16 protein-coding genes and 1 rRNA gene are annotated in these 23,185 nt (G+C 71.2%); 9 read left to right on the top strand and 8 right to left on the bottom strand.

Annotated features, from left to right (window positions below):
* Window positions 1-28: 28 nt before the first annotated feature.
* The 5 genes from ACZ6AA_RS21490 to ACZ6AA_RS21470 are packed head-to-tail and all read left to right on the top strand — an operon-like array spanning window position 29 to window position 8,347.
* Window positions 29-3,175 (top strand): sensor histidine kinase, encoded by a 3,147-nt coding sequence (locus ACZ6AA_RS21490; RefSeq protein ID WP_471459483.1) that lies wholly within the window; start codon window positions 29-31, stop codon window positions 3,173-3,175.
* Window positions 3,172-3,612, top strand: coding sequence for a roadblock/LC7 domain-containing protein (locus ACZ6AA_RS21485; RefSeq protein ID WP_468453441.1), 441 nt, complete (start codon window positions 3,172-3,174; stop codon window positions 3,610-3,612). The genes ACZ6AA_RS21490 and ACZ6AA_RS21485 overlap by 4 nt, the downstream gene beginning before the upstream one ends.
* A 9-nt stretch (window positions 3,613-3,621) precedes the next feature.
* Window positions 3,622-4,023 carry a DUF742 domain-containing protein gene (locus ACZ6AA_RS21480; RefSeq protein WP_030360376.1) on the top strand — a complete coding sequence of 134 codons (402 nt, stop codon included), beginning with the start codon at window positions 3,622-3,624 and terminating at the stop codon, window positions 4,021-4,023.
* A 25-nt stretch (window positions 4,024-4,048) separates the two neighbouring features.
* The gene (locus ACZ6AA_RS21475; protein WP_471459481.1) at window positions 4,049-7,699 is read left to right on the top strand and encodes a hydantoinase B/oxoprolinase family protein; all 3,651 of its coding nucleotides are present in this window, start codon (window positions 4,049-4,051) and stop codon (window positions 7,697-7,699) included.
* 42 nt (window positions 7,700-7,741) lie between these two features.
* Window positions 7,742-8,347, top strand: a complete 606-nt coding sequence (locus tag ACZ6AA_RS21470) for a GTP-binding protein (protein WP_468453445.1) — start codon at window positions 7,742-7,744, stop codon at window positions 8,345-8,347.
* Between the two features lie 115 nt (window positions 8,348-8,462).
* On the opposite strand, the gene glpK is transcribed toward ACZ6AA_RS21470, so the two are convergent.
* From glpK to ACZ6AA_RS21445, 5 genes are all read right to left on the bottom strand, one after another.
* Window positions 8,463-9,983: a glycerol kinase GlpK gene (gene glpK / locus ACZ6AA_RS21465; protein WP_468453447.1), complete on the bottom strand. Its 1,521-nt coding sequence runs from the start codon at window positions 9,981-9,983 to the stop codon at window positions 8,463-8,465.
* Between the two features lie 24 nt (window positions 9,984-10,007).
* Window positions 10,008-10,760 (bottom strand): MIP/aquaporin family protein, encoded by a 753-nt coding sequence (locus tag ACZ6AA_RS21460; RefSeq protein WP_468453449.1) that lies wholly within the window; start codon window positions 10,758-10,760, stop codon window positions 10,008-10,010.
* Window positions 10,761-11,176: 416 nt separating this feature from the next.
* On the bottom strand, window positions 11,177-12,367 hold the full coding sequence (locus ACZ6AA_RS21455; protein ID WP_471459478.1) for a lipid-transfer protein: 1,191 nt from the start codon (window positions 12,365-12,367) through the stop codon (window positions 11,177-11,179).
* Window positions 12,364-12,798: a Zn-ribbon domain-containing OB-fold protein gene (locus ACZ6AA_RS21450; protein WP_468453521.1), complete on the bottom strand. Its 435-nt coding sequence runs from the start codon at window positions 12,796-12,798 to the stop codon at window positions 12,364-12,366. The genes ACZ6AA_RS21455 and ACZ6AA_RS21450 overlap by 4 nt, the downstream gene beginning before the upstream one ends.
* A 53-nt stretch (window positions 12,799-12,851) precedes the next feature.
* Complete coding sequence (locus tag ACZ6AA_RS21445; protein ID WP_471459476.1) at window positions 12,852-13,664, bottom strand: M15 family metallopeptidase; 813 nt, start codon at window positions 13,662-13,664, stop codon at window positions 12,852-12,854.
* A gap of 71 nt (window positions 13,665-13,735) precedes the next feature.
* Between ACZ6AA_RS21445 and ACZ6AA_RS21440 the strand changes: the two genes are divergently transcribed.
* Entirely contained in the window at window positions 13,736-14,269 is a 534-nt protein-coding gene (locus ACZ6AA_RS21440) for an NUDIX domain-containing protein (protein WP_468453453.1), read from the top strand.
* Between the two features lie 91 nt (window positions 14,270-14,360).
* On the opposite strand, the gene ACZ6AA_RS21435 is transcribed toward ACZ6AA_RS21440, so the two are convergent.
* A complete protein-coding gene (locus ACZ6AA_RS21435) occupies window positions 14,361-16,718 on the bottom strand; it encodes a glycoside hydrolase family 31 protein (RefSeq protein WP_471459474.1) in 2,358 nt (785 codons plus the stop codon).
* 341 nt (window positions 16,719-17,059) lie between these two features.
* Between ACZ6AA_RS21435 and ACZ6AA_RS21430 the strand changes: the two genes are divergently transcribed.
* The gene (locus ACZ6AA_RS21430; protein WP_471459472.1) at window positions 17,060-19,042 is read left to right on the top strand and encodes an acetoacetate--CoA ligase; all 1,983 of its coding nucleotides are present in this window, start codon (window positions 17,060-17,062) and stop codon (window positions 19,040-19,042) included.
* 79 nt (window positions 19,043-19,121) lie between these two features.
* Entirely contained in the window at window positions 19,122-20,015 is an 894-nt protein-coding gene (locus tag ACZ6AA_RS21425) for a hypothetical protein (protein WP_468453459.1), read from the top strand.
* Window positions 20,016-20,118: 103 nt separating this feature from the next.
* Here the strand turns inward: ACZ6AA_RS21425 and ptsP are convergent, their stop codons facing one another.
* Entirely contained in the window at window positions 20,119-21,789 is a 1,671-nt protein-coding gene (gene ptsP / locus ACZ6AA_RS21420) for a phosphoenolpyruvate--protein phosphotransferase (protein WP_468453461.1), read from the bottom strand.
* Between the two features lie 80 nt (window positions 21,790-21,869).
* Window positions 21,870-22,319, bottom strand: coding sequence for a PTS sugar transporter subunit IIA (locus ACZ6AA_RS21415; protein WP_468453463.1), 450 nt, complete (start codon window positions 22,317-22,319; stop codon window positions 21,870-21,872).
* Window positions 22,320-22,911: 592 nt separating this feature from the next.
* Here ACZ6AA_RS21415 and ACZ6AA_RS21410 point away from each other — a divergent pair.
* Window positions 22,912-23,185: ribosomal RNA gene (locus ACZ6AA_RS21410) — 16S ribosomal RNA — on the top strand; the annotation flags it as partial.

Raw genomic sequence — 23,185 nt, 5'->3', positions numbered from 1 at the left:
CTGTGAGGGGCCCGATCTGGGGGAGGCCATGCGCTTTCGCGGGAAGTCAATCCGCCGGAAGATCGTGGCATTGCTGCTCGTGCCGCTCGTGTCCCTCACGGCGATCTGGGGCTTTGCCACCTTCCTCACGGGGCGCGAGGCGAACAAGCTCATCGACACGGCGTACATCCTCGACGACCTGGCCAGACCGCTCCAGGACACCGTCGAAGTGGTGCAGGAGGAGCGGCGCCAGACCCTCGTCTACCTGGCCGACCCCCGTGCGTCGGACGCGCTCGCCGCGCTGCGCCGCAGCCGAGGGGCCACCGACAAGCTCGTCGCCAAGATCGAGTCCAAGGCCCGGAACTCCGACGCCCGTGAGGTCCTTGACGGCCAGTCGGAGGAGCGCCTCAGCGTCGCCCTGGACGCCTTCAAGGGACTCGACGCGCTGCGCCGCACGGTCGAGGAAGGCACGATCAGCCGGGACAAGGCGTTGAAGATGTACACGCGCCTGACCGACCCCTGCTTCGGCTTCCTGATGACGCTCAACGCCCTGGACGACGTGGGCGTCACCGCGGAGGGCCGTGCGCTCGTCGGTGTCGGCCAGGCCCGTGAACTGCTGTCCCGCGAGGACGCGTTGATCGGCTCCGCCCTGGTCGCGGGCACGGTCACCAAGGGCGAGGTCCGCCAGGTCTCCGACCTCGTGGCGCAGCGCGGTCTGCTCCTCGACAACAGCCTCACCCAGCTCCCCGACGGCGAGCGGGCCCGCTTCGAGCGTTACTGGAACGGCGTCGAGACGAGCCGTCTGCGCGACGCCGAGCAGTCCCTGATGGAATCCGGCGGAGGCACCCCCCGCGCGGTCACGTCCAGTGACTGGGACCGCGAGTCGGACAAGGTCCTCACCGGCCTCGCCGACCGGACCGACGACGCCGTCGACCGGCTGCGCGACCGCGCCCGCCCCCAGGCCATCAGCGTCATCGTGCAACTGGCCATCGCCGGTGTGCTCGGGCTGGTCGCCGTGCTCCTGTCGATCTTCCTTTCCGTACGCATCGGCCGCAGCCTCATCCGCGACCTGCGGCGGCTGCGCCTGGAGGCCCACGAGGCGTCCGGCGTGCGGCTGCCCGGACTGCTGCGCCGTCTCGCGGCGGGCGAGCAGGTCGACGTGGAGACCGAAGCGCCGCGCCTGACCTACGACAAGGACGAGATCGGGCAGGTCGGCCAGGCCCTCAACACCCTGCAACGGGCCGCGGTCGAGGCCACCGTCAAGCAGGCCGACCTGCGCCGCGGTGTCTCCGAGGTGTTCGTCAACCTCGCTCGCCGCAGCCAGGTCCTGCTGCACAAGCAGCTCACGCTCCTCGACACCATGGAGCGCCGCACCGAGGACACCGACGAGCTCGCCGACCTCTTCCGCCTCGACCACCTCACCACCCGCATGCGGCGGCACGCCGAGGGCCTCGTGATCCTCTCCGGCGCCGCCCCCTCGCGGCAGTGGCGCAAGCCCGTCCAGCTCATGGACGTCGTCCGCGCCGCCGTCGCCGAGGTCGAGGACTACGAACGCATCGAGGTGCGCCGCCTGCCGCGCATCGCCGTCACCGGCCCTGCGGTCGCCGACCTCACGCACCTGCTGGCCGAACTCCTGGAGAACGCCACGGTGTTCTCGCCCCCGCACACCGCGGTGCAGGTCCTCGGGGAGCACGTCGCCAACGGCTTCACCCTGGAGATCCACGACCGCGGCCTCGGGATGGCCTCCGAAGCCCTCCTGGACGCCAACCTCCGCCTCGCCGAGACCCCCGAGTTCGAGCTGTCCGACACCGACCGCCTCGGCCTCTTCGTGGTCAGCCGCCTGGCCCAGCGCCAGCGCGTCCGCGTCTCGCTGCAGCCCTCCCCGTACGGCGGCACCACCGCCGTCGTGTTCGTACCGGAGTCGCTGCTCACCGACGACGTGCCCGACACCGGAGGCGTCGGCTTCCGCCTCGACCGGCCGCAGCCGCAGAGGGCCGTGGGCGGCGGCACCACGAACGACCGCGATGCTGCCCTCGCCCGGACGCCCGTCGAACTGCCCGGCCTGCCCGCGTCCCTCCTGGACGGGCCGGTCGAGCTGGAGGCGCCCGTCGGCATGGCGGGACTCGACGGCTTCCCGGGCGCCCTGGAGGACGAGGACAGCGAGCGCGGCGGCCTGTTCCGCCCACGCCGTCGCGTCGGCGAGACCACCGGGGAACAGCACCAGCAGGCCCGCGACGCACGCGAGCCCGACCTCGGCGAGTCCGTCCGCGTCGCCGACTCCGCCGACCACGACGCCCTGCACCTCGATGAGCCCCTGGACGACGAGCCCGCCCCGGGCGGCACCGTGCCCCTCGCGCGCCGCCGCACACCGAAGCTGGTCTCCTCGCACGGCCGCCGGGTGGGCCCGGCCCGCACCCGTGACACGGACGTCGGCCCCGCCCGCGACTCCGACACCGCCGACCCGGACGGCGACGGCACCCGCGCCCGCCGCGACACCGGCGCCGGATGGCCCGGCCGTGGCCCCGCCCGGGACTCCCGGCCCATGGGCCAGGCCCCCACCGACACCCGTTCCGACGTCGGCCCCGCGCACGGAGCACTCGGCAAGCGCGTACGGGACGGACTCGGCACCCCGGCGCACGCCCCCCGGGACGCCTCGGACCCCTCCGGCGGCGCGGGCGTCGCCCTGCCGCGTCGCCCCAGGTCGGACGCGGGCTGGCCCGACCTCACGCCGCCGCGCCCCCTGGGCCCGGACACCCCGGCAGACCCGCAGCCGCTCCTGCCCCGGCGCCGCCCGATCACGGACGCGCCGCGCGCCACCACCCGCACCGAGACAGCGCCCGGTGCGGACCGGGCGGCAAGGACGGACAGAGGACCCATGGACCGGGCCGCAGGCAGCACGGACACGCCGCCCCGGACGGCGGGCAACGATCAGGGCGCGGCCGCTCTCGGCGGGCTGCCCCGCAGGGTCCGGCAGGCGAATCTCGCCCCCCAGCTGAAGGACAGCCCGGACCGCCGCACAGAGCTGGACACGACCCCGGCGAGGGCCGGAGTGGAGGAGCGCGACGCCGACGAGGTACGCAGCCGGATGGCTTCGCTCCAGCGCGGCTGGCAGCGCGGCCGTGAAGAGAACGCCGTGGGCGATGACGTCCCGGACGGCGCAGCACCAGGAACGACATCTGAGGGGGACGGTCGATGACCGCACCGAAGGCCGACGCACGCACCACCGCGACCGGGGGATCGGGGGAGCTGAACTGGCTCCTCGACGACTTGGTGGAGCGCGTCGCCAGCATCCGCAAAGCACTCGTGCTCTCCGGGGACGGCCTGCCCACGGGCGTGTCGAAGAACCTGACCCGCGAGGACAGCGAGCACCTTGCCGCCGTCGCGTCCGGATTCCACAGTCTGGCCAAGGGCGTGGGGCGCCACTTCGACGCGGGCAAGGTCCGCCAGACGGTGGTCGAGCTGGACGACGCCTTCCTCTTCGTCACGGCGGCGGGTGACGGCAGTTGTCTCGCCGTCCTCGCGGACGCCGATTCCGACGTCGGCCTGGTGGCGTACGAGATGACGCTGCTGGTCAAGAGGGTGGGTGTGCACTTGGGTTCGGCGCCGCGCACGGACCTGCCCGCGGGAGGGTAGTGGGAGGGCATGAGCGACGACGACGGTCAGGCCGCTATGCCTCACTGGTTCGACGACGACGCCGGTCCGGTGGTGCGCCCGTATGCCATGACACGAGGCCGCACCACCAGCCCCGCCCAGCACCGCCTCGACCTGATCGCGGTCGTGATCGCGGAGTCGCACGCCGAGGAGACGGAGGCCGACCAGACGCTGTCCCCGGAGCACGTGGACATCGTCGGCCTGTGCCGCGACACCCCGCAGTCCGTCGCGGAACTCGCGGCGGAACTGGACCTTCCGATCGGCGTGATCCGCGTCCTCATCGGTGATCTGGTGGACGACCAACTGGTGCACGTGACCCGCCCCGTACCCCCCGCCGAGCTGCCGGACGAGAGTATTCTGCGCGACGTGATCAACGGCCTCCGGGCGCTCTGAACAGCGCGAAAGCGGGGATTGAGACGTGACAGGCTGGCAGTTCTGGGTTGACAGGGGCGGTACGTTCACGGACGTCGTCGCGCGCCGTCCGGACGGCGGACTGCTCACCCACAAGCTCCTGTCGGACAACCCCGCGCGCTATGCCGACGCGGCGGTCGCGGGCATCCGGGAACTCCTCGCCGAGGCGGGCGCGCCGATCGCCGACACCGCGCGCGGAGGCGACGCCGTCCGCATCGACGCCGTCCGCATGGGCACCACCGTCGCCACCAACGCCCTCCTGGAGCGCAAGGGCGAGCCCACCGCCCTCGTCATCACCCGGGGCTTCCGCGACGCGCTGCGCATCGCCTTCCAGAACCGCCCGCGGATCTTCGCCCGTGACATCGTTCTCCCCGAAGAGCTCTACGACCGCGTCATCGAGTACGACGAGCGGGTCGGCGCCGACGGCGAGGTCCTGCGCGCCCCCGACCTCGACGGCCTCGGCGAAGCCCTGCGGGAGGCCTACGAAGACGGCATCCGCGCCGTCGCCGTCGTGTGCGTGCACAGCCATCTGTACCCGGCCCACGAGCAGGCGGCCGGTGACCTCGCGCGCCGCACCGGGTTCCCGCAGGTCTCGCTCTCCAGCGAGGTCAGCCCCCTGATGAAGCTCGTCCCGCGCGGCGACACCGCGGTCGTCGACGCCTATCTGTCGCCCGTCCTGCGGCGCTACGTCCAGCACGTCGCCGCGGAACTCCAGGGCGTGAGGCTGATGTTCATGCAGTCCAACGGCGGACTCGCGGACGCCGGACAGTTCCGCGGCAAGGACGCCATCCTCTCCGGGCCCGCCGGCGGCATCGTGGGGATGGCCCGCATGTCGAAGCTCGCCGGGTTCGACCGGGTCATCGGCTTCGACATGGGCGGCACGTCGACGGACGTCTCGCACTACGCCGGGGAGTACGAGCGGGTCTTCACGACGCGGATCGCGGGCGTACGACTGCGTGCCCCCATGCTCGACATCCACACCGTCGCCGCGGGCGGCGGCTCCGTGCTGCACTTCGACGGCAGCCGCTACCGCGTGGGCCCCGACTCGGCGGGCGCGGACCCGGGGCCCGCGAGCTACCGCGGCGGCGGCCCGCTGACCGTCACCGACGCCAACGTCGCCCTCGGCCGCATCCAAGCAGCCCACTTCCCCCGGGTGTTCGGCCCCGACGGCGACCAGCCGCTCGACGAAGCGCTCGTCCACCGCAGGTTCACCGAACTCGCGCGGGAGATCACCGAACGGACCGGGGACGACCGCACCCCGGAACAGGTCGCCGAGGGCTACCTCCGGATCGCCGTCGCCAACATCGCCGCCGCCGTCAAGCGCATCTCGGTCCAGAAGGGCCACGACGTCACCCGCTACGCCCTGACGACGTTCGGCGGCGCGGGCGGCCAGCACGCGTGCATGGTGGCCGACTCGCTCGGCATCCGCACCGTCCTCGTACCCCCCATGGCGGGCGTCCTGTCCGCGCTCGGCATCGGCCTCGCCGACACGACGGCCATGCGCGAACAGTCCGTGGAGGCGCCCCTGGTGGCCTCCGCGATGCCCCAGGTCCACAAGACGGCCGACGACCTGGAGACCGCCGCCCGCGCCCAGCTCGCCGCCGAGGACGTACCGGCCGACCGCGTGCACGTCAGGCGCCGGGCCCAGCTGCGCTACGACGGCACGGACACCACCCTCACCGTCGAGCTGACCGACCCCGCCACCATGACCCGCGCCTTCGAAGAACAGCACCGCGCCACCTACTCCTTCACCCTGGACCGCCCTGTCGTCGTCGAAGCCCTCTCCGTGGAGGCCACCGGCCGCACCGAACCCCCGGACCTGTCGGTGCTCGGCACCACCACCGCGCGCGGCCCCGCGCGGACCGTGCGCCTGCACACGGGCGGCTCCTGGCGCGAGGTGCCCCTGCACCGGCGCGAGGAACTCCCGCCCGGCGAGCGGGTCACCGGGCCCGCGATCATCACGGAGGCCAGTGCCACCACGGTCGTCGACGCGGGCTGGGGCGCGGCCATGACCGGCGACGGGCACCTGGTCATGGAACGGGTGGCGGCGCCCGTGAGTTCCGACGCCGGAACGGAAGCCGACCCGGTCCTCCTCGAGGTCTTCAACAACCTCTTCATGTCCATCGCCGAGCAGATGGGCGCCCGACTGGAGTCCACCGCCCAGTCGGTCAACATCAAGGAGCGGCTCGACTTCTCCTGCGCCCTGTTCGACCCGGACGGCAATCTCGTCGCCAACGCCCCGCACATCCCCGTCCACCTCGGCTCCATGGGCACCAGCGTCAAGGAGGTCATCCGCCGCCGCGGCACCACCATGCGGCCGGGTGACGCCTACGCGGTCAACGACCCGTACCACGGAGGGACGCATCTCCCGGACGTCACCGTCATCACTCCCGTCTTCGACACCCCCGGAGAGCGGATCCTCTTCTACGTGGCCTCGCGCGGCCACCACGCGGAGATCGGCGGCATCGCGCCCGGCTCCATGCCCGCGCACAGCCGCACCATCGACGAGGAGGGCATCCTCTTCGACAACTGGCTGCTCGTGGAGGCCGGGCACTTCCGCGAGGCCGAGACCCTGGCCCTGCTGACGGAGACCCGCTACCCCTCCCGCAACCCCGCCACGAACCTCGCCGACCTGCGGGCCCAGATCGCGGCCAACCAGAAGGGCGTCGACGAAGTGGCCCGCATGATCGACGACTTCGGGCTCGACGTCGTCCAGGCCTACATGCGGCACGTCCAGGACAACGCCGAGGACTCCGTGCGCCGCGTCATCGACACCCTGGAGGAAGGCGCGTTCTCCTATGAGACCGACTCCGGTGCCGTGATCCGGGTGCGTGTCTCCGTAGACCGCGAACAACGAACGGCGACCGTCGACTTCACCGGCACGTCACCCCAGCTGGCCACGAACTTCAACGCCCCCTTCGCCGTGGTCAACGCCGCCGTCCTGTACGTCTTCCGCACCCTGGTCGCCGACGACATCCCCCTCAACGACGGCTGTCTGCGGCCGCTGCGCATCATCGTGCCGACGGGGACGTTCCTGTCGCCGCGACCGCCCGCCGCCGTCGTCGCGGGCAACGTGGAGACCTCACAGGCGATCACTGGCGCCCTCTACGGAGCGCTGCGCGTCCAGGCCGAGGGCTCCGGCACGATGAACAACGTCACCTTCGGCAACGACCGGTACCAGTACTACGAGACCGTGGCCTCCGGCTCCGGCGCGGGCGACGGCTTCCACGGCGCGTCCGTCGTGCAGACCCACATGACCAACTCCCGGCTCACCGACCCCGAAGTCCTCGAATGGCGGCTGCCCGTCGTCCTGGAGGAGTTCGCGGTGCGCGCCGGCAGCGGCGGCGACGGCCGTTGGCGGGGCGGGAACGGCGCCGTACGCCGCATCCGCTTCCGTGAACCCATGACCGTCTCCACGCTGTCCCAGCACCGCGTGGTGCCGCCCTACGGGATGGCGGGCGGCGAGCCGGGCGCGCTCGGCTCGGGCCGCGTGGAGCGCGCCGACGGGAGCGTCGTACGGCTCGCCGGCAGCGACTCCGCCGACGCGGGGCCCGGCGACGTACTCGTGATCGAAACTCCCGGAGGCGGCGGGTACGGACCGCCGTCCCACGCACGGTCCGGCCCACCGGCCACCCCCGAAGCACCTCACCCCAACTGACGCACGCGACACCACTGATGACTGATGCAGGAGAAGAGAGCAATGATCTTCAAGCGTTCTGAGCGCGGTACGGCCCCTGTCGAGCCGGTCACGCTGAAGATCCTGGTCGCGGGCGGTTTCGGCGTCGGCAAGACGACCCTCGTCGGCGCGGTCAGCGAGATCAAGCCCCTGCGCACGGAGGAAGCCCTCAGCGAGGCCGGCCGGCCCGTCGACGACACCAACGGCGTCCCGGGCAAGAACACCACCACCGTGGCCATGGACTTCGGCCGGATCACCCTGCGCGAGGACCTGGTCCTGTACCTCTTCGGCACCCCGGGCCAGGACCGCTTCTGGTTCCTGTGGGACGAGCTGGCGACCGGCGCGCTCGGGGCCGTCGTACTCGCCGACACCCGCCGCCTGGAGGACTGCTTCGCCGCCGTCGACTACTTCGAGCGCCGCTCCATACCCTTCGTCGTCGGCGTCAACTGCTTCGAGGGCGCGACGCGATACCCCTCCGACGCGGTACGCCACGCCCTGGACCTCGACGAGAGCACTCCCGTGGTGCTGTGCGACGCGCGCGAGAAGGAGTCCGTCAAGGACGTCCTGATCGACGTGGTGGAGCACGCGATGGCGGTCGGCGCGGCGGCCAGGCAGCCGGTCGCGACCTGACACGGCGACCGCGCACCGGCCACGCGCGCGTGGAGGGCCGGGCGGCGCTCCACGCGCGCGTGCCTGCCGCGCGTGCCTCGGCCGGGGCGAGGGCCTCGGCCACGCGGCAAGCGGCTCAGCTCTCGCCGTCGTCGTGCCACCCGAAGCTGCGCTCGACCGCCTTGCGCCAGTTGCGGTACTCGCGCTCGCGCTCCGTGTCCGCCATCTGCGGCGTCCACTCGGCGTCGCGCTGCCAGTGGGCCTTCAGCTCGTCCAGGTCGTTCCACACGCCCGTCGCGAGCCCGGCGGCGTACGCGGCGCCCAGACACGTCGTCTCCGACACCCGCGGCCGGATCACGGGCACACCGAGGACATCGGCCTGGTGCTGCATCAGCAGATTGTTCTTGGTCATGCCGCCGTCCACCTTCAAGGTGGTGATGCGCACCCCGGAGTCCTGGTACATCGCGTCGACGACCTCACGTGTCTGCCAGCTCGTCGCCTCCAGGACCGCACGAGCCAGATGGGCCTTGGTGACGTAGCGCGTGAGGCCGGTGACGACACCCCGGGCGTCGGAGCGCCAGTACGGCGCGAAGAGACCGGAGAACGCGGGCACGATGTACGCGCCGCCGTTGTCGTCCACACTCGCGGCCAGGGACTCGATCTCGTCGGCGCTGCGGATGATGCCGAGCTGGTCGCGGAACCACTGGACCAGGGCCCCGGTGATCGCGATGGAGCCCTCCAGGCAGTACACGGGAGCCTCGGAGCCGATCTTGTAGCCCATGGTCGTGAGCAGGCCGCTCTTGGACGGCACAGGCCGGTTGCCGGTGTTGAGCAGCAGGAAACTGCCTGTCCCGTAGGTGTTCTTGGCCGTCCCGGTGTCGTAGCAGGCCTGTCCGAAGATCGCCGCCTGCTGGTCGCCGAGCGCGGAGGCGACGGGCACGCCCGCGAGCTGCCCGACGGCCGTCCCGTAGCACTCGGCCGACGACCTGATCTCCGGCAGCACTCCTTCGGGGACGTTCATCGCCGACAGGATCGAGGAGTCCCACTGCAGGGTCTCCAGGTTCATCAGCATCGTGCGTCCGGCATTGGTGACGTCGGTGACGTGCACACCGCCGTCCGTGCCGCCGGTGAGGTTCCAGATGAGCCAGGAGTCGATGGTGCCGAAGGCGATCTCGCCGCGTTCGGCGCGCGCCCGCAGCCCGGGGACGTTGTCGAGCAGCCAGGCCGCCTTCGGGCCGGAGAAGTAGCTCGCCAGCGGCAGTCCTGTCCGCTCCCGGAAGCGGTCCTGGCCGTCGGCGCCCCCCAGGTCGTTGCAGAGCGCCGATGTCCGGGTGTCCTGCCAGACGATCGCGTTGTGGACCGGCTTGCCCGTGGAGCGGTCCCACAGGACCGTCGTCTCACGCTGGTTGGTGATGCCGAGCGCGCTCAGCTGGTCCGCGCGCAGCCCGGCCTTGGCGATGGCGCCCGCGACCACCGCCTGCACCTTGGACCAGATCTCGGTGGCGTCGTGCTCCACCCAGCCCGGCTTGGGGAAGATCTGCCGGTGCTCACGCTGGTCCACGGCGACGATCGCGCCGTCCCTGTTGAAGATGATGCAGCGGCTCGAGGTGGTGCCCTGGTCGATTGCGGCGACGAATTTCTCGGAGCTGTCCGTCATGGCTACCCCTTGGAGGAAGGCTGCTCAGAAGGCTGCGTTGTAGATGAGTCCCGCGAGGAGCCCGCCGATCAGCGGCCCGGCGACCGGAACCCAGGCGTAACTCCAGTCGGACGTGCCCTTGTTGGGGATCGGCAGGAAGTGGTGCACGATGCGCGGGCCGAGGTCACGCGCCGGGTTGATGGCGTAGCCGGTGGGCCCGCCGAGCGAGAGACCGATGCCGACGACGAGGAAGGCGACAATCAGGATCTGGGTGCCGGAGGTGCCGAGGCCCTTGGTGAGCCCGAAGGCGAGGATGGGCAGGACCAGGCCGACGGTCCCGATGATCTCGGTCAGCAGGTTCGCCACCGGGTTCCTGATCTCCGGGATGGTGGAGAAGATGCCGAGGGTCGGCGTGGGCCTGTCTGTGCCCGGCGCGTCCTTGGTCCCGCGGGTTACGTTGGCGTTGAACTGCGCGAGATAGACCAGGTACGCGAGGACGGCGCCCAGCATGGCGCCGATCATCTGCCCTGCCAGATAGATCCAGACCTTGTCCCACTTGTCGGTGTCGACGGCGATGCCGAGGGTCACGGCCGGGTTGAGGTGGCCGCCGGACAGCGGCGCGGCGGTGTACGCGCCCGCCATCACGCCGAAGCCCCAGCCGAACGCGATGACGATCCACCCGGAGGCCTTGGCCTTCGAGTGGTTGAGGGTGACGGCGGCACACACGCCGGCGCCGAAGAGAATCAGAATCGCGGTGCCGATGATCTCACCGACGAAGATGTCCCCATTCGAGTACATGGCGGCTCCTAGGCCTTCGCCCGGGGTGGTGGGCCCCGGTACTCCGTGCAGGGTTCGTTTCCCACGACTACTGCCCGGCCACCGCCAGCCGCGTCAGCCGAAGGCAGGGGAGTCCCGCGCCCCGCCCGGCCTCGGTGACGAGCGTGCCGTCACAGTCGAATCGCCCATGGGGGATGCCCGTTGAACTGGCTCGTTGCGCGGAGCCATGGAGCGCACGGGCCCTGAGCGGCGGAGTGCCGGAGAGCAGCGATGCCGACTGACACCGGGAAGTGTTCACCGGTGGTGATGGAGCGTCAAGGTCGCGGACGACACGGGTTAACCGGCGCGACGCCTTCCGAGCGGGAGGCCCCAGGAAGCCGCCGTACGGCCTTTCCCGGGGCACTCCGCGATGCCCCGACGCGGTGCCCGCGCGGGCGTCAGCGCACCGCCACCACCGACGAGCCGTGCCCGAACAGCCCCTGGTTCGCGGTGATCCCCACCCGCGCCCCCTCGACCTGCCGCGCGCCCGCCGCTCCCCGCAACTGCCAGGTCAGCTCGCAGACCTGGGCGATGGCCTGGGCCGGGACGGCCTCTCCGAAGGAGGCGAGTCCACCGCTGGTGTTCACGGGTATGCGCCCGCCCGGCGCGGTCGCGCTGTCCCGCAGGAGCTTGGCCCCCTCGCCCTCGCCGCACAGCCCCAAGTCCTCGTACCACTGGAGCTCCAGGGCCGTCGACAGGTCGTACACCTCCGCCAGGGAGAGGTCGTCCGGGCCGATCCCCGCTTCCTCGTACGCGGCGTGCGCGACGGACGCGCGGAACGCGCGCTCGGCGGGGCGCACGGCCGCCGCGGAGTCCGTGGCGATGTCCGGCAGGTCCAGGACCGTGTTCGGATACGTCGGCGTGACGGTGGACACCGCCCGGATGCGCACCGGTGCGGCCGTGCTGTGCCGCCGGGCGAACTTCAGGGTGGACAGCACGAGCGCCGCCGCGCCGTCCGAGGTCGCGCAGATGTCGAGCAGCCGCAGCGGATCGGCGACGACGGCGGACCCGGCGACCTCCTCGGGGGTGACGGTCTTGCGGTAGCGCGCGTGCGGGTTGAGCGCCCCCAGGGCCGCGTTCTTCACCTTGACGTGGGCGAAGTCCTCCAGGGTGTCGCCGTGCACGGCCATGCGGCGGCGGGCGTACAGCGCGAAGTACGCAGGGTTCGTGGCGCCGAGGACGCGGAAGCGCAGCCAGTCGGGGTCGTCGGGCCGATCGCCTCCGGCGGGCCGGAAGAACCCCTTCGGGGCGGCGTCGGCGCCGACCACGAGGACCACGTCGGCGAGGCCCGCGAGCAGCTGGGCGCGCGCCGTGGCGATCGCCTGGGCCCCCGAGGCGCAGGCCGCGTACACGCTCGCCACACGCGCTCCCTGCCAGCCGAGGGCCTTCGCGAAGGTCGCCCCCGCCACATACCCGGGATAGCCGCCTCGCACGGTGTCCGCGCCGACGACGGACGTCACGTCCCGCCAGTCGACTCCGGCGTCGGCGAGCGCCGCCCGCGCCGCCACCGTCCCGTACTCGACGAATCCGCGTCCCCACTTGCCCCAGGGGTGCATGCCCACGCCGAGCACCGCCACATCGCCGGTCATGCCTTCACCCCCACCGGTCGCCAGTTCCACGTCGTCCACGTCGTCGACGGATGCTCGGGGTCCGCGCCGAGCACGCCGGGGGCGACCTCCACCTCCATGCCGACCTCCAGGTCGGCGACGGTCACTCCGGGAGCCGCCTGCCCGAGTACCACCATGCGCTCCGCAGCGAGCTCCACAGCGATCAACGTGTAGGGCTCCCACGGAAGTTCCGGGTCCGAGAGGTACGGCGCGGGCGGGCGGTATCGCCCGTCGGTGTACGACCACACCCGCCCGCGTCGCGACAGCGCCACCTCGACCAGCTCGCCCCCGGCGCAGCCCGGGTTGCGGCACAAGCCGTCCTCGCGCGGGAAGAAGACGGCCGCGCACTGTGCGCACCGCGTGCCGAGCAACCGGAAGTCCTCCCCCTCCCCGTCGAACCACCGCGTCACCACGGGCGTACGCACTCGCGACATGGCCCCTCCCGCACCCAGGATCTGACGGAACGTCAGAAGTGTGCCACGGGCAGCGCCCGGCGCGACACCGGGAAGTCGAAGTAGGTGTCGGGGAACGGCTCGGGCTTGTACGTGAAGTGCCACCACTCTTCGGGCAGGTTGACGAAGCCCGTCTTCGCCAGGGCACCGCGCAGCCGGTCCCGGTTCGCGCGCTGCTTGGCGGTCACGCGGGGGTCGTCGGTGTGCGACAGCGTGTCCATGCAGTCGTACCCGGTGCCCATGTCCACGGAGTTGTCGGGGAATCGCTCACTACGGGGGGCGTAGCAGGGCTTGAGAGGCTCTCCGGGGACGTACGGCCGCGTCGGCTTGGCAGGCAGGCGCACGATCGTGAGGTCGACCGTCGACCCCCTGCTGTGCCCCGACTTCTTGGCGATGTAGCCGTCTTCGAAGAGCCTCGATTTGGCGACCCTCGGGTAGAACTCGGCCTTCATGCGCTCGTCGCGCAGATCCTCGCCCCACCGCACGAACTGGTCGACCGCCCGCTGCGGCCGGTAGCAGTCGTACACCTTCAGGGAGTAGCCCGCGCGCAGGAGGCCGCGCTGAGCCTTGCGCAGGGCCTTCGCCGCGGGTTCGGTGAGGATGCACATCGGCTTGCGGTAGCCGTCGATGCGGTCACCCACGAAGTTGTGCGGGGTGATGTAGCGCATCTCCTGGATGATCGTCGGGTCGATGTCGCTCAACGCCACGAAGCCCTTCGGGGCCTGCGGTTCGGAGGCCGCCTGGGCGGGGGACGGGGCTGAGGCCACGGCGAGCAGAGTGGCGGCGGCAACGGTGAGTTTCCGCAGTGCTGGGGCGAATCGTGTCATGTACCCGCATCTATCAGGAGGTTGGCACTCCGCGGAAGACCGCCGCGTCGAGATCGGATACAGTCCGCCGCGTGTCCCCATCCCTGCACCCCACCGACCCGGCCCCGGACTCCCACTGCTCGAGCTGTGGCGCGCTCTACGGAGACCACGTCACGGGCTGGCCCCGCACCTGCCCGGACTGCCGGACAGTGGCCTACCGGAATCCGCTGCCCGTCGCGATCGCCCTCCAGCCGGTGTACGACACGAAGGGCACCGGCCTCGTCGTCGTGACCCGGTCCATCGCCCCCGCGCGCGGGGGCACCGCCCTGCCCGGCGGCTATGTGGACCACCGGGAGGACTGGCGGCACGCCGTCGTCCGGGAGCTCAAGGAAGAGACCGGCATCAGCGCGGCGAGCCACGACGTGCGCATCGTCGAGGTGCTCAGCTCACCCGACGGCCACGTGCTCCTCTTCGGGCTACTGCCCGAACGCCCCGCGGCCGACCTGCCGCAGTCGTCGCCGACGGACGAGACCGAGGGCTGGGAACTCCTGCACCGGCCCGCCGAACTTGCCTTCCCCCTGCACACGTCGGTCGTGCGGGCATGGTTCGAAGGGCGCTACATCTGAGAGTCCGAGGCGCTGCCCGGACGCGCCCGCAAGGCGCTCCGCCGCGACCGAAGGGGGCGCGACACACGGCGGCGTGAAACGAGGCCTCACCTCACACGCCACGCACCCGCACCGTGTACTCCACGGCGGCCCCCGGCTCGTCGCCCTCCTTCTCGACCACAAGCCGCTCACCGCTCCAGCGCACACCGAAGCGCTGGAGCTCCGGCTCCTCCCACCCGTCACCGGCGTCCGCGATCACCAGACCACTGCCGGAACGCCCCTTCGCCGGCGCCCACACCTCCAGGGCGAGCCGCCCGTCCTCCCCACGGACGGGCAGCACCGCACCCGCGCGCGCGAGCACAGGTATGCGGGACAGCGGAGCGTCGAGCAGAGCGCGTCCAGGGCCCTCGTACGCCGTCTCGGTGACCGTGTCGTACCACCGGCCCGGCGGGAGCCGCACGGCCCTCTGCGTGGCCCCCTCCTGCAGCACGGGCGCGACCAGCAGACAGTCCCCGAGCAGAAACGCGTCCTCGCAGTCCCGCAGGGCCCTGTCCTCCGGAGAACCCCACCACAACGGGCGCGCGTACGGCGCACCGGTGAGCCGCGCCAAGTGCGCGAGCGTCACGAAGTACGGCAGCAGCCGTTCGCGCTCGACGAGCGCCACGCGCGCGTGCTCCAGCACCTCGGGGCCGAACTCCCAGGGTTCCCTGCGACCGGCGTGCAGCGCCGCATGCGTACGGAACAGCGGCAGATACGCCCCGAGTTGGAACCACCGCAGATACAGCTCGGGCGACGGGCTGCCGTCGAAGCCGCCGACATCGGGGCCCGAGTACGGCACTCCGCACAGGCCGAGCCCCAGCACCAGCGCGAGCGAGGCCCGCAACCCCGGCCAGGTGCTGGCCACATCGCCCGACCACGTCCCTCCGTAGCGCTGCATTCCCGCCCAGCCGGAGCGGGAGAAGAGGAACGGCCGCTCACCGGGGCGCAGTTCGCGCATGCCTTCGTAACCCGCCCGGGCCATGCCCAGGGCGTACACGTTGTGTGCCTCCTGGTGGTCGCCACCGCGGCCCTCCAGGGCGTGCCGGGCCGAGCGGGGGAGGGTGGTCTCCCCGAAGGACGCGAACGACACCGGCTCGTTCATGTCGTGCCAGAACCCCGCGAAGCCCTGCGCGAGACGCTCGTCGTAGAGACCGCCCCACCACTTGCGCACCCGCCCGGCCGTGAAGTCCGGGAACACCGCCTCACCGGGCCACACCAAGCCCCGAACGGTACGCCCCGCCGCGTCCCGCACGAACGCGTCCGCGGCCGCCCCGCCGTCGTACACGGCGTTGCCCGGTCCGGCCTTCACCGCGGGGTCCACGATCGACACCAGCCGGATCCCGTCGCCGCGCAGGTCGCCGGCCAGCTTCGGCAGGGACGGGAAGCGCTCCGTGTCGACCGTGAACACCTGGTGGGCGTCGAAGTGGTCGATGTCCAAGTGCACGGCGTCCAGGGGCAGTCCGCGCTCCTGGTAGCCCGCGACGATCCGCCGCACCTCCTGCTCACTGCCGAAGCCCCACCGCGCGTGATGGTGGCCGAGCGCCCACGCGGGCGGCACCGCGGGCGCACCGGTGAGCGCCGCCCAGGAGTGCAGCACGCGCGCGGGGGTGCCCACCATGACCCAGCAGCGCAGCGGTCCGCCGTCCATGCGGACCTCGCACGACCCCGCCCTGTCGTGCCCGGAACCGGCCCCCTCCTCGCCCTCGCGCACGGTCACCGAGCCGTCCCAGGTGTTGTCGTGGAAGACCAGATGGGTCCCCACGTCGGCGACCACCCACTGCACCGGCATCGTGATGTACAGCGGATCGTCCCCGGGCTCGAAGGAACCCCCGGGATCGGTGTTCCACAACCGGTACGTCCCATTCCGCAGCCGTGGTCCGGCCGCCCGGCCGCCGAGACCGAAGAACCGTGCGTCCGGAGCCACCTCCGACCGCTGCACCCAGCGGGCCGCCCCGCCGCCCACCGGCTCCCACCAGCGCGGAGGCAGATCGCGCCGCAGCATCACCCCGCCCGGAGTGTGCAACTCCACCGCGCCGTGCCGCGAGACGACCACCGTCGCCCGCTCCGAGACCACCCGCCAGCCACCCGCCTTGTCGGGCTCGAGCACCGCCCGCGGATCCGCCTCGGGGCTGCCGCCCGCCAAGGCGTAGGACGGATCGGGCTCGGCCCCGTCCCAGCCCCAGAACACCGCCCCGCCCAACGTGACCCGCACCCGCAGCTCGGACCGCGCGAACCGGACCACGCCACCGCCGGGACCGGGCTCCACGAGGGTCACGGGACCGGGCGTCCGGGCCCGCTCGGCGCCCCGGGGCGGCAGCCCCGCGGCGTCGGTCCGGAGGCGCCGCCACGCCGAGCGCACCATGCGCAACCTCTGGGCCGTGTCGGACAGGCCGACCGCCTTCACCGAACGCACCAGGTCACGACCGTTCATGCTGCTCACCCTGCCATCGAAGGTGGAGTGGGAGTACCGCGTTCAACTGCCGTTCATCCCGAGCGCCGACTAGCGTTACCAACCCTCTCCGTAGACACACAGCGAGGGCCCTCCGGAACCAGCCCACATCGCGTCCCCAGGGGCGCACCACCACGCCTCTCCGTAGACATCGCAGCGCACTCCGTAGTGCACCGCCCCACACGGACACCGACCCCTCTGTGCCTGGACACCCTGGTGCGGAAGTCGATCACATGGCATCGTCCGTGTCAGCCGTGTCACGCGCACACCCAGCCCGTGCGCACGACAGCCGCCCACGACGCGCACAGCCCAGGAGCAGCCCCATGTCCTCAGCGAACCCCTCGCCGCTCTGGCAGCCGGACCAGCAGCGGATCGCCGGCGCACAGGTCACGCGCTTCCAGGCATGGGCGGCCGAGCACCACGGAGCGCCCGCCGCAGGGGGATACGAGGCCCTGCACCGCTGGTCCGTCGACGAACTCGACACCTTCTGGAAAGCCGTCACCGAATGGTTCGACGTGCGCTTCTCCACGCCCTACACGCGCGTGCTCGGCGACCGCTCCATGCCGGGCGCCGAGTGGTTCCCGGGCGCCACCCTCAACTACGCCGAGCACGCCCTGCGCGCCGGCGAGGACCCCGCCCGCGCAGACACCCCGGCCATCCTGCACGTCGACGAGTCGCACGGCCCGACGCCCCTCACCTGGTCCGAACTGCGCCGCCAAGTGGGCTCCCTGGCCGCGGAGCTGCGTGGTCTCGGCGTGCGCCCCGGAGACCGCGTCAGTGGCTACCTGCCGAACATCCCCGAAGCCGTCGTCGCCCTCCTCGCCACCGCCGCCGTCGGCGCCGTCTGGACCTCCTGTGCGCCCGACTTCGGCGCCCGTAGCGTGCTCGACCGCTTCCAGCAGGTGGAACCGGTCGTGCTCTTCACCGTCGACGGCTACCGCTACGGCGGCAAGGAGCACGACCGCCGCGGCACCGTCGCCGAACTCCGCCGCGAACTGCCCACCGTGCGCGCGGTCGTGCACATCCCCCAGCTCGGCACTCCGGCCCCCGAGGGCGCCCTGGAATGGTCCGCTCTCACCTCGGCCGACACGGCTCCCGTCTTCGAAGCCGTGCCGTTCGACCACCCCCTGTGGGTGCTCTACTCCTCCGGCACGACGGGCCTGCCCAAGGCGATCGTCCAGTCCCAGGGCGGCATCCTCGTCGAGCACCTCAAGCAGGTCGGCCTGCACTGCGACCTCGGCCCCGACGACCGGTTCTTCTGGTACACGTCCACCGGCTGGATGATGTGGAACTTCCTAGTCTCCGGCCTGCTCACGGGCACGACGATCGTTCTGTACGACGGCAGCCCCGGCTATCCCGACACCGCCGCCCAGTGGCGTGTGGCCGAGCGCACCGGAGCGACGCTCTTCGGGACGTCGGCCGCGTACGTCATGGCCTGCCGCAAGGCGGACGTGCACCCCGCGCGTGACTTCGACCTCTCGCGCGTGCAGTGCGTCGCCACCACCGGCTCACCGCTGCCGCCCGACGGATTCCGCTGGCTGCACGACGAGTTCGCCGACACCTCCGGAGAGGTGTGGATCGCCTCCGTCAGCGGAGGTACCGACGTCTGCTCCTGCTTCGCCGGAGCCGTGCCGACGCTGCCCGTCCACATCGGCGAACTCCAGGCCCCCTGCCTGGGCACCGACCTGCAGGCCTGGGACCCCCAGGGCAAGCCACTCGTCGACGAGGTCGGCGAACTCGTGGTCACCAACCCCATGCCGTCCATGCCGATCCACTTCTGGAACGACCCCGACGGCAGCCGCTACCACGACAGCTACTTCGACACCTATCCCGGCGTGTGGCGCCACGGCGACTGGATCACCCTCACGTCACGCGGCTCCGTAGTCATCCACGGCCGCTCCGACTCGACGCTCAACCGCCAGGGCGTACGCATGGGCTCGGCCGACATCTACGAAGCCGTCGAACGACTCCCGGAAATCCGCGAATCCCTGGTCATCGGCGTCGAACAGCCCGACGGCGGGTACTGGATGCCCCTGTTCATCCACCTCGCCCCGGGCGCCGCCCTCGACGACGACCTGCGCGCCCGCATCAAGCAGACCATCCGCGCGGAACTCTCGCCCCGCCACGTCCCGGACGAGGTCATCGAAGTCCCCGGCATCCCGCACACCCTCACGGGCAAGCGCATCGAGGTCCCGGTCAAGCGCCTCCTCCAGGGCACCCCGCTCGACAAGGCGGTCAACGCGGGCTCCGTCGACAACATCGAACTCCTCCGCTTCTACGAGCAGCTGGCCCGCGAACGAAGCTGAGCCCGCCCTCGCAGCGGTCACTGTCAGTGCCTCCCGTTACGGTGAGTGAGCATTGATCGACTGACCGCAGGGGGGAATCATGGGGCACACCCAGCACGACACGATGCGACGCGTCCTGCGCCGCGAAGTCGCCGGCACCATCGGCCTGCTGGCCGACGCCGAGGACTTCGCGGCGATGCGCCGCTATCGCAGCTTCACCTTCGACGACCACGTGACGTATCTGCAGCAGGTGGAGGCACTGCTCAAGACCCTGTCCGCCCAGGGCAGGCTGACCAGCGTCGCCCTCTTCGACCCGGAGGCGTACAAGGAGTTCTGCGCCGAGACGGGCCTCGACCCGGACGCCTCCGCGAGCCGCACCCGCTTCACCGCGGAACTGGCGACCACGGGCCCGACGATGCCGTACGAGGGCCAGGCCCTGGCCGACATCGTCCCCGACCTCGTCGACGAGACCGTCCGGCAGAGCACCTGGGAGTACGGGACCATGCTCCTGGCGCGCATCGGCGCGTGCGCGGACTGCGGTGTCGACATCGGACGCGCCGCCTTCGCCAGGGCCTCCGACCTGCTCATGCGCGCCATCAGCAGCGGCGGCCCGGTCGCCCGCCACCTCGTGTGCAGTGTCCCGTGCGAGGGCCAGACCCTCCTCGCCGCACTGCACGTCGAGTGCGACGACGACGGCAATCCCCAACTGGACGAAACGGAAGCCCTGGAGTTCACCACGGTCCTGGCGGTGGGCATCGCCACCGTGAGCGCGGGCGGCCTGGTGATGCGCACCAACGACGGCACCCGTGACCGCGTCCACGGCTGGCGCCTGGAGGGCGAGCGTCTGCACCCGCTCACGGCCGCTGAAGTCTTCGACGCCTACTGCACCGACGCGCTCTCCGGCGACCTCATCGCCCCCGAGTCCGGCGTCGACTACTGCGCCGCACCCGACCTGGGCGGCGACGACCCGCAAGAAGGGGGACACCACCACTGAACACGGAAGGGGCGCCCCACCCACACGGGTGGAGCGCCCCTTCCACAGAGCCGGACCGACGCGGGACAGCCACCGAAAGGCAACCCACGACAGTCGAAGCCGACTACTCGCCGGACAGCACCGCCTGTGCCGCCTTGCGAGCCTCTTCGGCGCTGTCCGCGGCACGGGCCGCAGCCGCGGCGCGCTCGCACTGGGCCAGCGTGTACTTGGCCAGCGTCGCCCGGACGTAAGGAATCGACGCCGCACCCATGGACAAGGAGGTGACACCAAGGCCGGTCAGCACACACGCCAGCAGCGGGTCGGACGCGGCCTCGCCGCACACGCCGCAGCTCTTGCCCTCGGCCTTGGCCGACTCGGCGGACAGGGCGACCAGGTCGAGCAGCGCCGGCTGCCACGGGTCCTGGAGCCGGGACACCGCACCGACCTGCCGGTCGGCGGCGAAGGTGTACTGCGCGAGGTCGTTGGTGCCGAGCGAGAGGAACTCGACCTCCTGCAGGATCGAGCGGGCCCGCAGCGCGGCGGACGGAATCTCCACCATGGCACCGAACTTGGCCCGCAGCCCCGCCTCACGGCACGCGTCGGCAAATGCCTTGGCGTCGGCGCGGTCCGCGACCATCGGGGCCATGACCTCGAGGTAGACGGGGAGCCCCTCCGCGGCCTTGGCCAGCGCGGTCAGCTGCGTCCGCAGCACCTCGGGGTGGTCGAGGAGCGAACGCAGGCCGCGCACGCCGAGCGCCGGGTTCGGCTCGTCGGTCGGCGTCAGGAAGTCGAGCGGTTTGTCCGCACCGGCGTCGAGCACCCGCACGACGACACGGCCCTCGGGGAAGGCTTCGAGGACCTGACGGTAGGCCTCGACCTGCTTCTCCTCGGTCGGCGCCTTGGTGCTGTCGTCGAGGAAGAGGAACTCCGTACGGAACAGACCGACGCCCTCAGCACCCGCCTCGACTGCCGCGGGTACGTCGGCGGGACCGCCGACGTTCGCGAGGAGCGGCACCTTGTGTCCGTCCGACGTTGCGCCGGGGCCGGTCGACGCGGCGAGCGCGGCCTTGCGCGCGGCAGCGGCGGCCTCCAGCTCGGCACGCTTCTCGGCGCTGGGGTCGACGAAGATCTCACCGGTGCTGCCGTCCACGGCCACGACCGTGCCCTCGGCGAGCTCACCGGCACCGGGCAGCGCGACGACGGCGGGCACTCCGAGGGCCCGCGCCAGAATCGCGCTGTGGCTGGTCGGCCCGCCCTCTTCGGTGACGAAGCCGAGCACGAGTGCCGGGTCGAGCAGCGCGGTGTCCGCGGGCGCGAGGTCACGGGCGATGAGCACGTACGGCTCGTCGCTGTCCGGCACACCCGGCATGGGAACGCCGAGCAGCCGCGCCACGATGCGGTTCCGCACGTCGTCGAGGTCCGCGACGCGACCGGCCATGTACTCACCCGCGCCCGCGAGGAGCTCGCGGTAGTGGGAGAACGCGTCGTAGATGCCGCGCTCGGCCGTGCTGCCGACGGCGACGCGGCGGTCCACGTCGGCCATGAGTTCCGGGTCCTGGGCGATCATCGCCTGGGCCTCGAGGACCGCCTGGGCCTCGCCGCCCGCCAGGTTGCCGCGCGCCATCAGGTCGGCGGCCACAGCCTCGACGGCCTTGCGGGCGCGCCCCTGTTCGCGCTCCGCGTCCTCCGCCGGGATCTGCTTGGCCGGCGGCTCGAGAACCGCCGTGCCCATGTGCCGAACCTCGCCGATCGCCACCCCGTGGCTCACGCCGACGCCTCGCAGCGTTGTCTCCATTACACCGTCTCCGCTAGTGCGACGGGCCCAGCCGCCGCGGTGGTTGTCCTACCTGCCGTCGGTCACCGACGGCGCTGACGTCACTTCCAGCTGAAGAGAGCGTCGCCGGCCTTCACTTCGCCGGTCTCGACGAGGTCACCCAGGGACTCGCTCGTCGCCTCGAGCGCCACGATGGGGCAGATGGGGGACTTGCCGGCGGCCTCGACGGCGGCCGGGTCCCAGCGCACCACGGTCTGACCGCGCTGCACCGTGTCCCCCTTGTTGACGAGGAGCTCGAAGCCCTCACCATTAAGCTGAACGGTGTCGATGCCCAGGTGCGTCAGTACACCGTGGCCCTGGTCGTCCACGACGACGAAGGCGTGCGGGTGGAGAGATACGACGATGCCGTCAACGGGAGCGACGGCCTCGGAGGGCTCGCGAACCGGGTCGATGGCCGTGCCGGGGCCGACCATCGCGCCTGAGAAGACGGGGTCGGGGACCGCGGCGAGTCCGATGGCGCGTCCAGCAAGCGGGGACGAAACGCTGGTCATGGCAAGCCTCCCAGGGGGTGGAGAATCGTTACCGCCGTCACTACCTGTCCTGGACGACGCACTGTTCAGAAGGGTAAGTCATAGGAAGTCCCGGTTCCGCATGAGAGGTCCCGGTTGGCAGGTGTAGAAGCACTGCACAAACGATTTGCGCCGACCCGAACGCCGTTGTAGAGTCGGACTCCTGCCCAGCGCCGAACGACGCACTCAGCGTCGAGGTCAGGCAGCAACTATCGAGTCGGATCCTATCTTGGGGTTTGGTTCTGCATGCCCACAGAGCATCGTGGTCAGAGAGCCGAAAAAGACCTGATAGAGTTTGGAAACACCGAAGGGAAGCGCCCGGAGGAAAGCCCCAGAGAATGTTCTGTGGGTGAGTACGAAGGAAGCGTCCGTTCCTTGAGAACTCAACAGCGTGCCAAAAGTCAACGCCAGATATGTTGATACCCCGTCTACCAGACACTGTTCTGGTGACGAGGTTCCTTTGAAAAAGTCCTGCCCCTTGGGGTAGGCGCACAGCGAGGACGCTGTGAACGATCGGGACTATTCCTCCTGATCGTTCCGCTCTCGTGGTGTTGAACCGGATTACCGGTACACATTCACGGAGAGTTTGATCCTGGCTCAGGACGAACGCTGGCGGCGTGCTTAACACATGCAAGTCGAACGATGAAGCCCTTCGGGGTGGATTAGTGGCGAACGGGTGAGTAACACGTGGGCAATCTGCCCTGCACTCTGGGACAAGCCCTGGAAACGGGGTCTAATACCGGATAACACCCTCTCTCGCATGGGAGGGGGTTGAAAGCTCCGGCGGTGCAGGATGAGCCCGCGGCCTATCAGCTTGTTGGTGAGGTAGTGGCTCACCAAGGCGACGA

This window comes from Streptomyces sp. NPDC040610 (assembly GCF_055594065.1).
The sequence above is the reverse complement of the archived record's forward strand: the minus strand, read 5'-3'. Positions and strand labels throughout refer to the sequence as shown.

Excerpts from the sequence above, each read along its gene's own strand:
- glpK (WP_468453447.1), bottom strand. The coding sequence starts at position 9,983 with ATGACGGACAGCTCCGAGAAATTCGTCGCCGCAATCGACCAGGGCACC.
- ACZ6AA_RS21460 (WP_468453449.1), bottom strand. The coding sequence starts at position 10,760 with ATGTACTCGAATGGGGACATCTTCGTCGGTGAGATCATCGGCACCGCG.
- ACZ6AA_RS21470 (WP_468453445.1), top strand. The coding sequence starts at position 7,742 with ATGATCTTCAAGCGTTCTGAGCGCGGTACGGCCCCTGTCGAGCCGGTC.
- ACZ6AA_RS21445 (WP_471459476.1), bottom strand. The coding sequence starts at position 13,664 with ATGACACGATTCGCCCCAGCACTGCGGAAACTCACCGTTGCCGCCGCC.
- ACZ6AA_RS21490 (WP_471459483.1), top strand. The coding sequence starts at position 29 with ATGCGCTTTCGCGGGAAGTCAATCCGCCGGAAGATCGTGGCATTGCTG.
- ACZ6AA_RS21430 (WP_471459472.1), top strand. The coding sequence starts at position 17,060 with ATGTCCTCAGCGAACCCCTCGCCGCTCTGGCAGCCGGACCAGCAGCGG.
- ACZ6AA_RS21480 (WP_030360376.1), top strand. The coding sequence starts at position 3,622 with ATGAGCGACGACGACGGTCAGGCCGCTATGCCTCACTGGTTCGACGAC.
- ACZ6AA_RS21485 (WP_468453441.1), top strand. The coding sequence starts at position 3,172 with ATGACCGCACCGAAGGCCGACGCACGCACCACCGCGACCGGGGGATCG.
- ACZ6AA_RS21415 (WP_468453463.1), bottom strand. The coding sequence starts at position 22,319 with ATGACCAGCGTTTCGTCCCCGCTTGCTGGACGCGCCATCGGACTCGCC.
- ACZ6AA_RS21435 (WP_471459474.1), bottom strand. The coding sequence starts at position 16,718 with ATGAACGGTCGTGACCTGGTGCGTTCGGTGAAGGCGGTCGGCCTGTCC.
- ACZ6AA_RS21425 (WP_468453459.1), top strand. The coding sequence starts at position 19,122 with ATGGGGCACACCCAGCACGACACGATGCGACGCGTCCTGCGCCGCGAA.
- ACZ6AA_RS21455 (WP_471459478.1), bottom strand. The coding sequence starts at position 12,367 with ATGACCGGCGATGTGGCGGTGCTCGGCGTGGGCATGCACCCCTGGGGC.
- ptsP (WP_468453461.1), bottom strand. The coding sequence starts at position 21,789 with ATGGAGACAACGCTGCGAGGCGTCGGCGTGAGCCACGGGGTGGCGATC.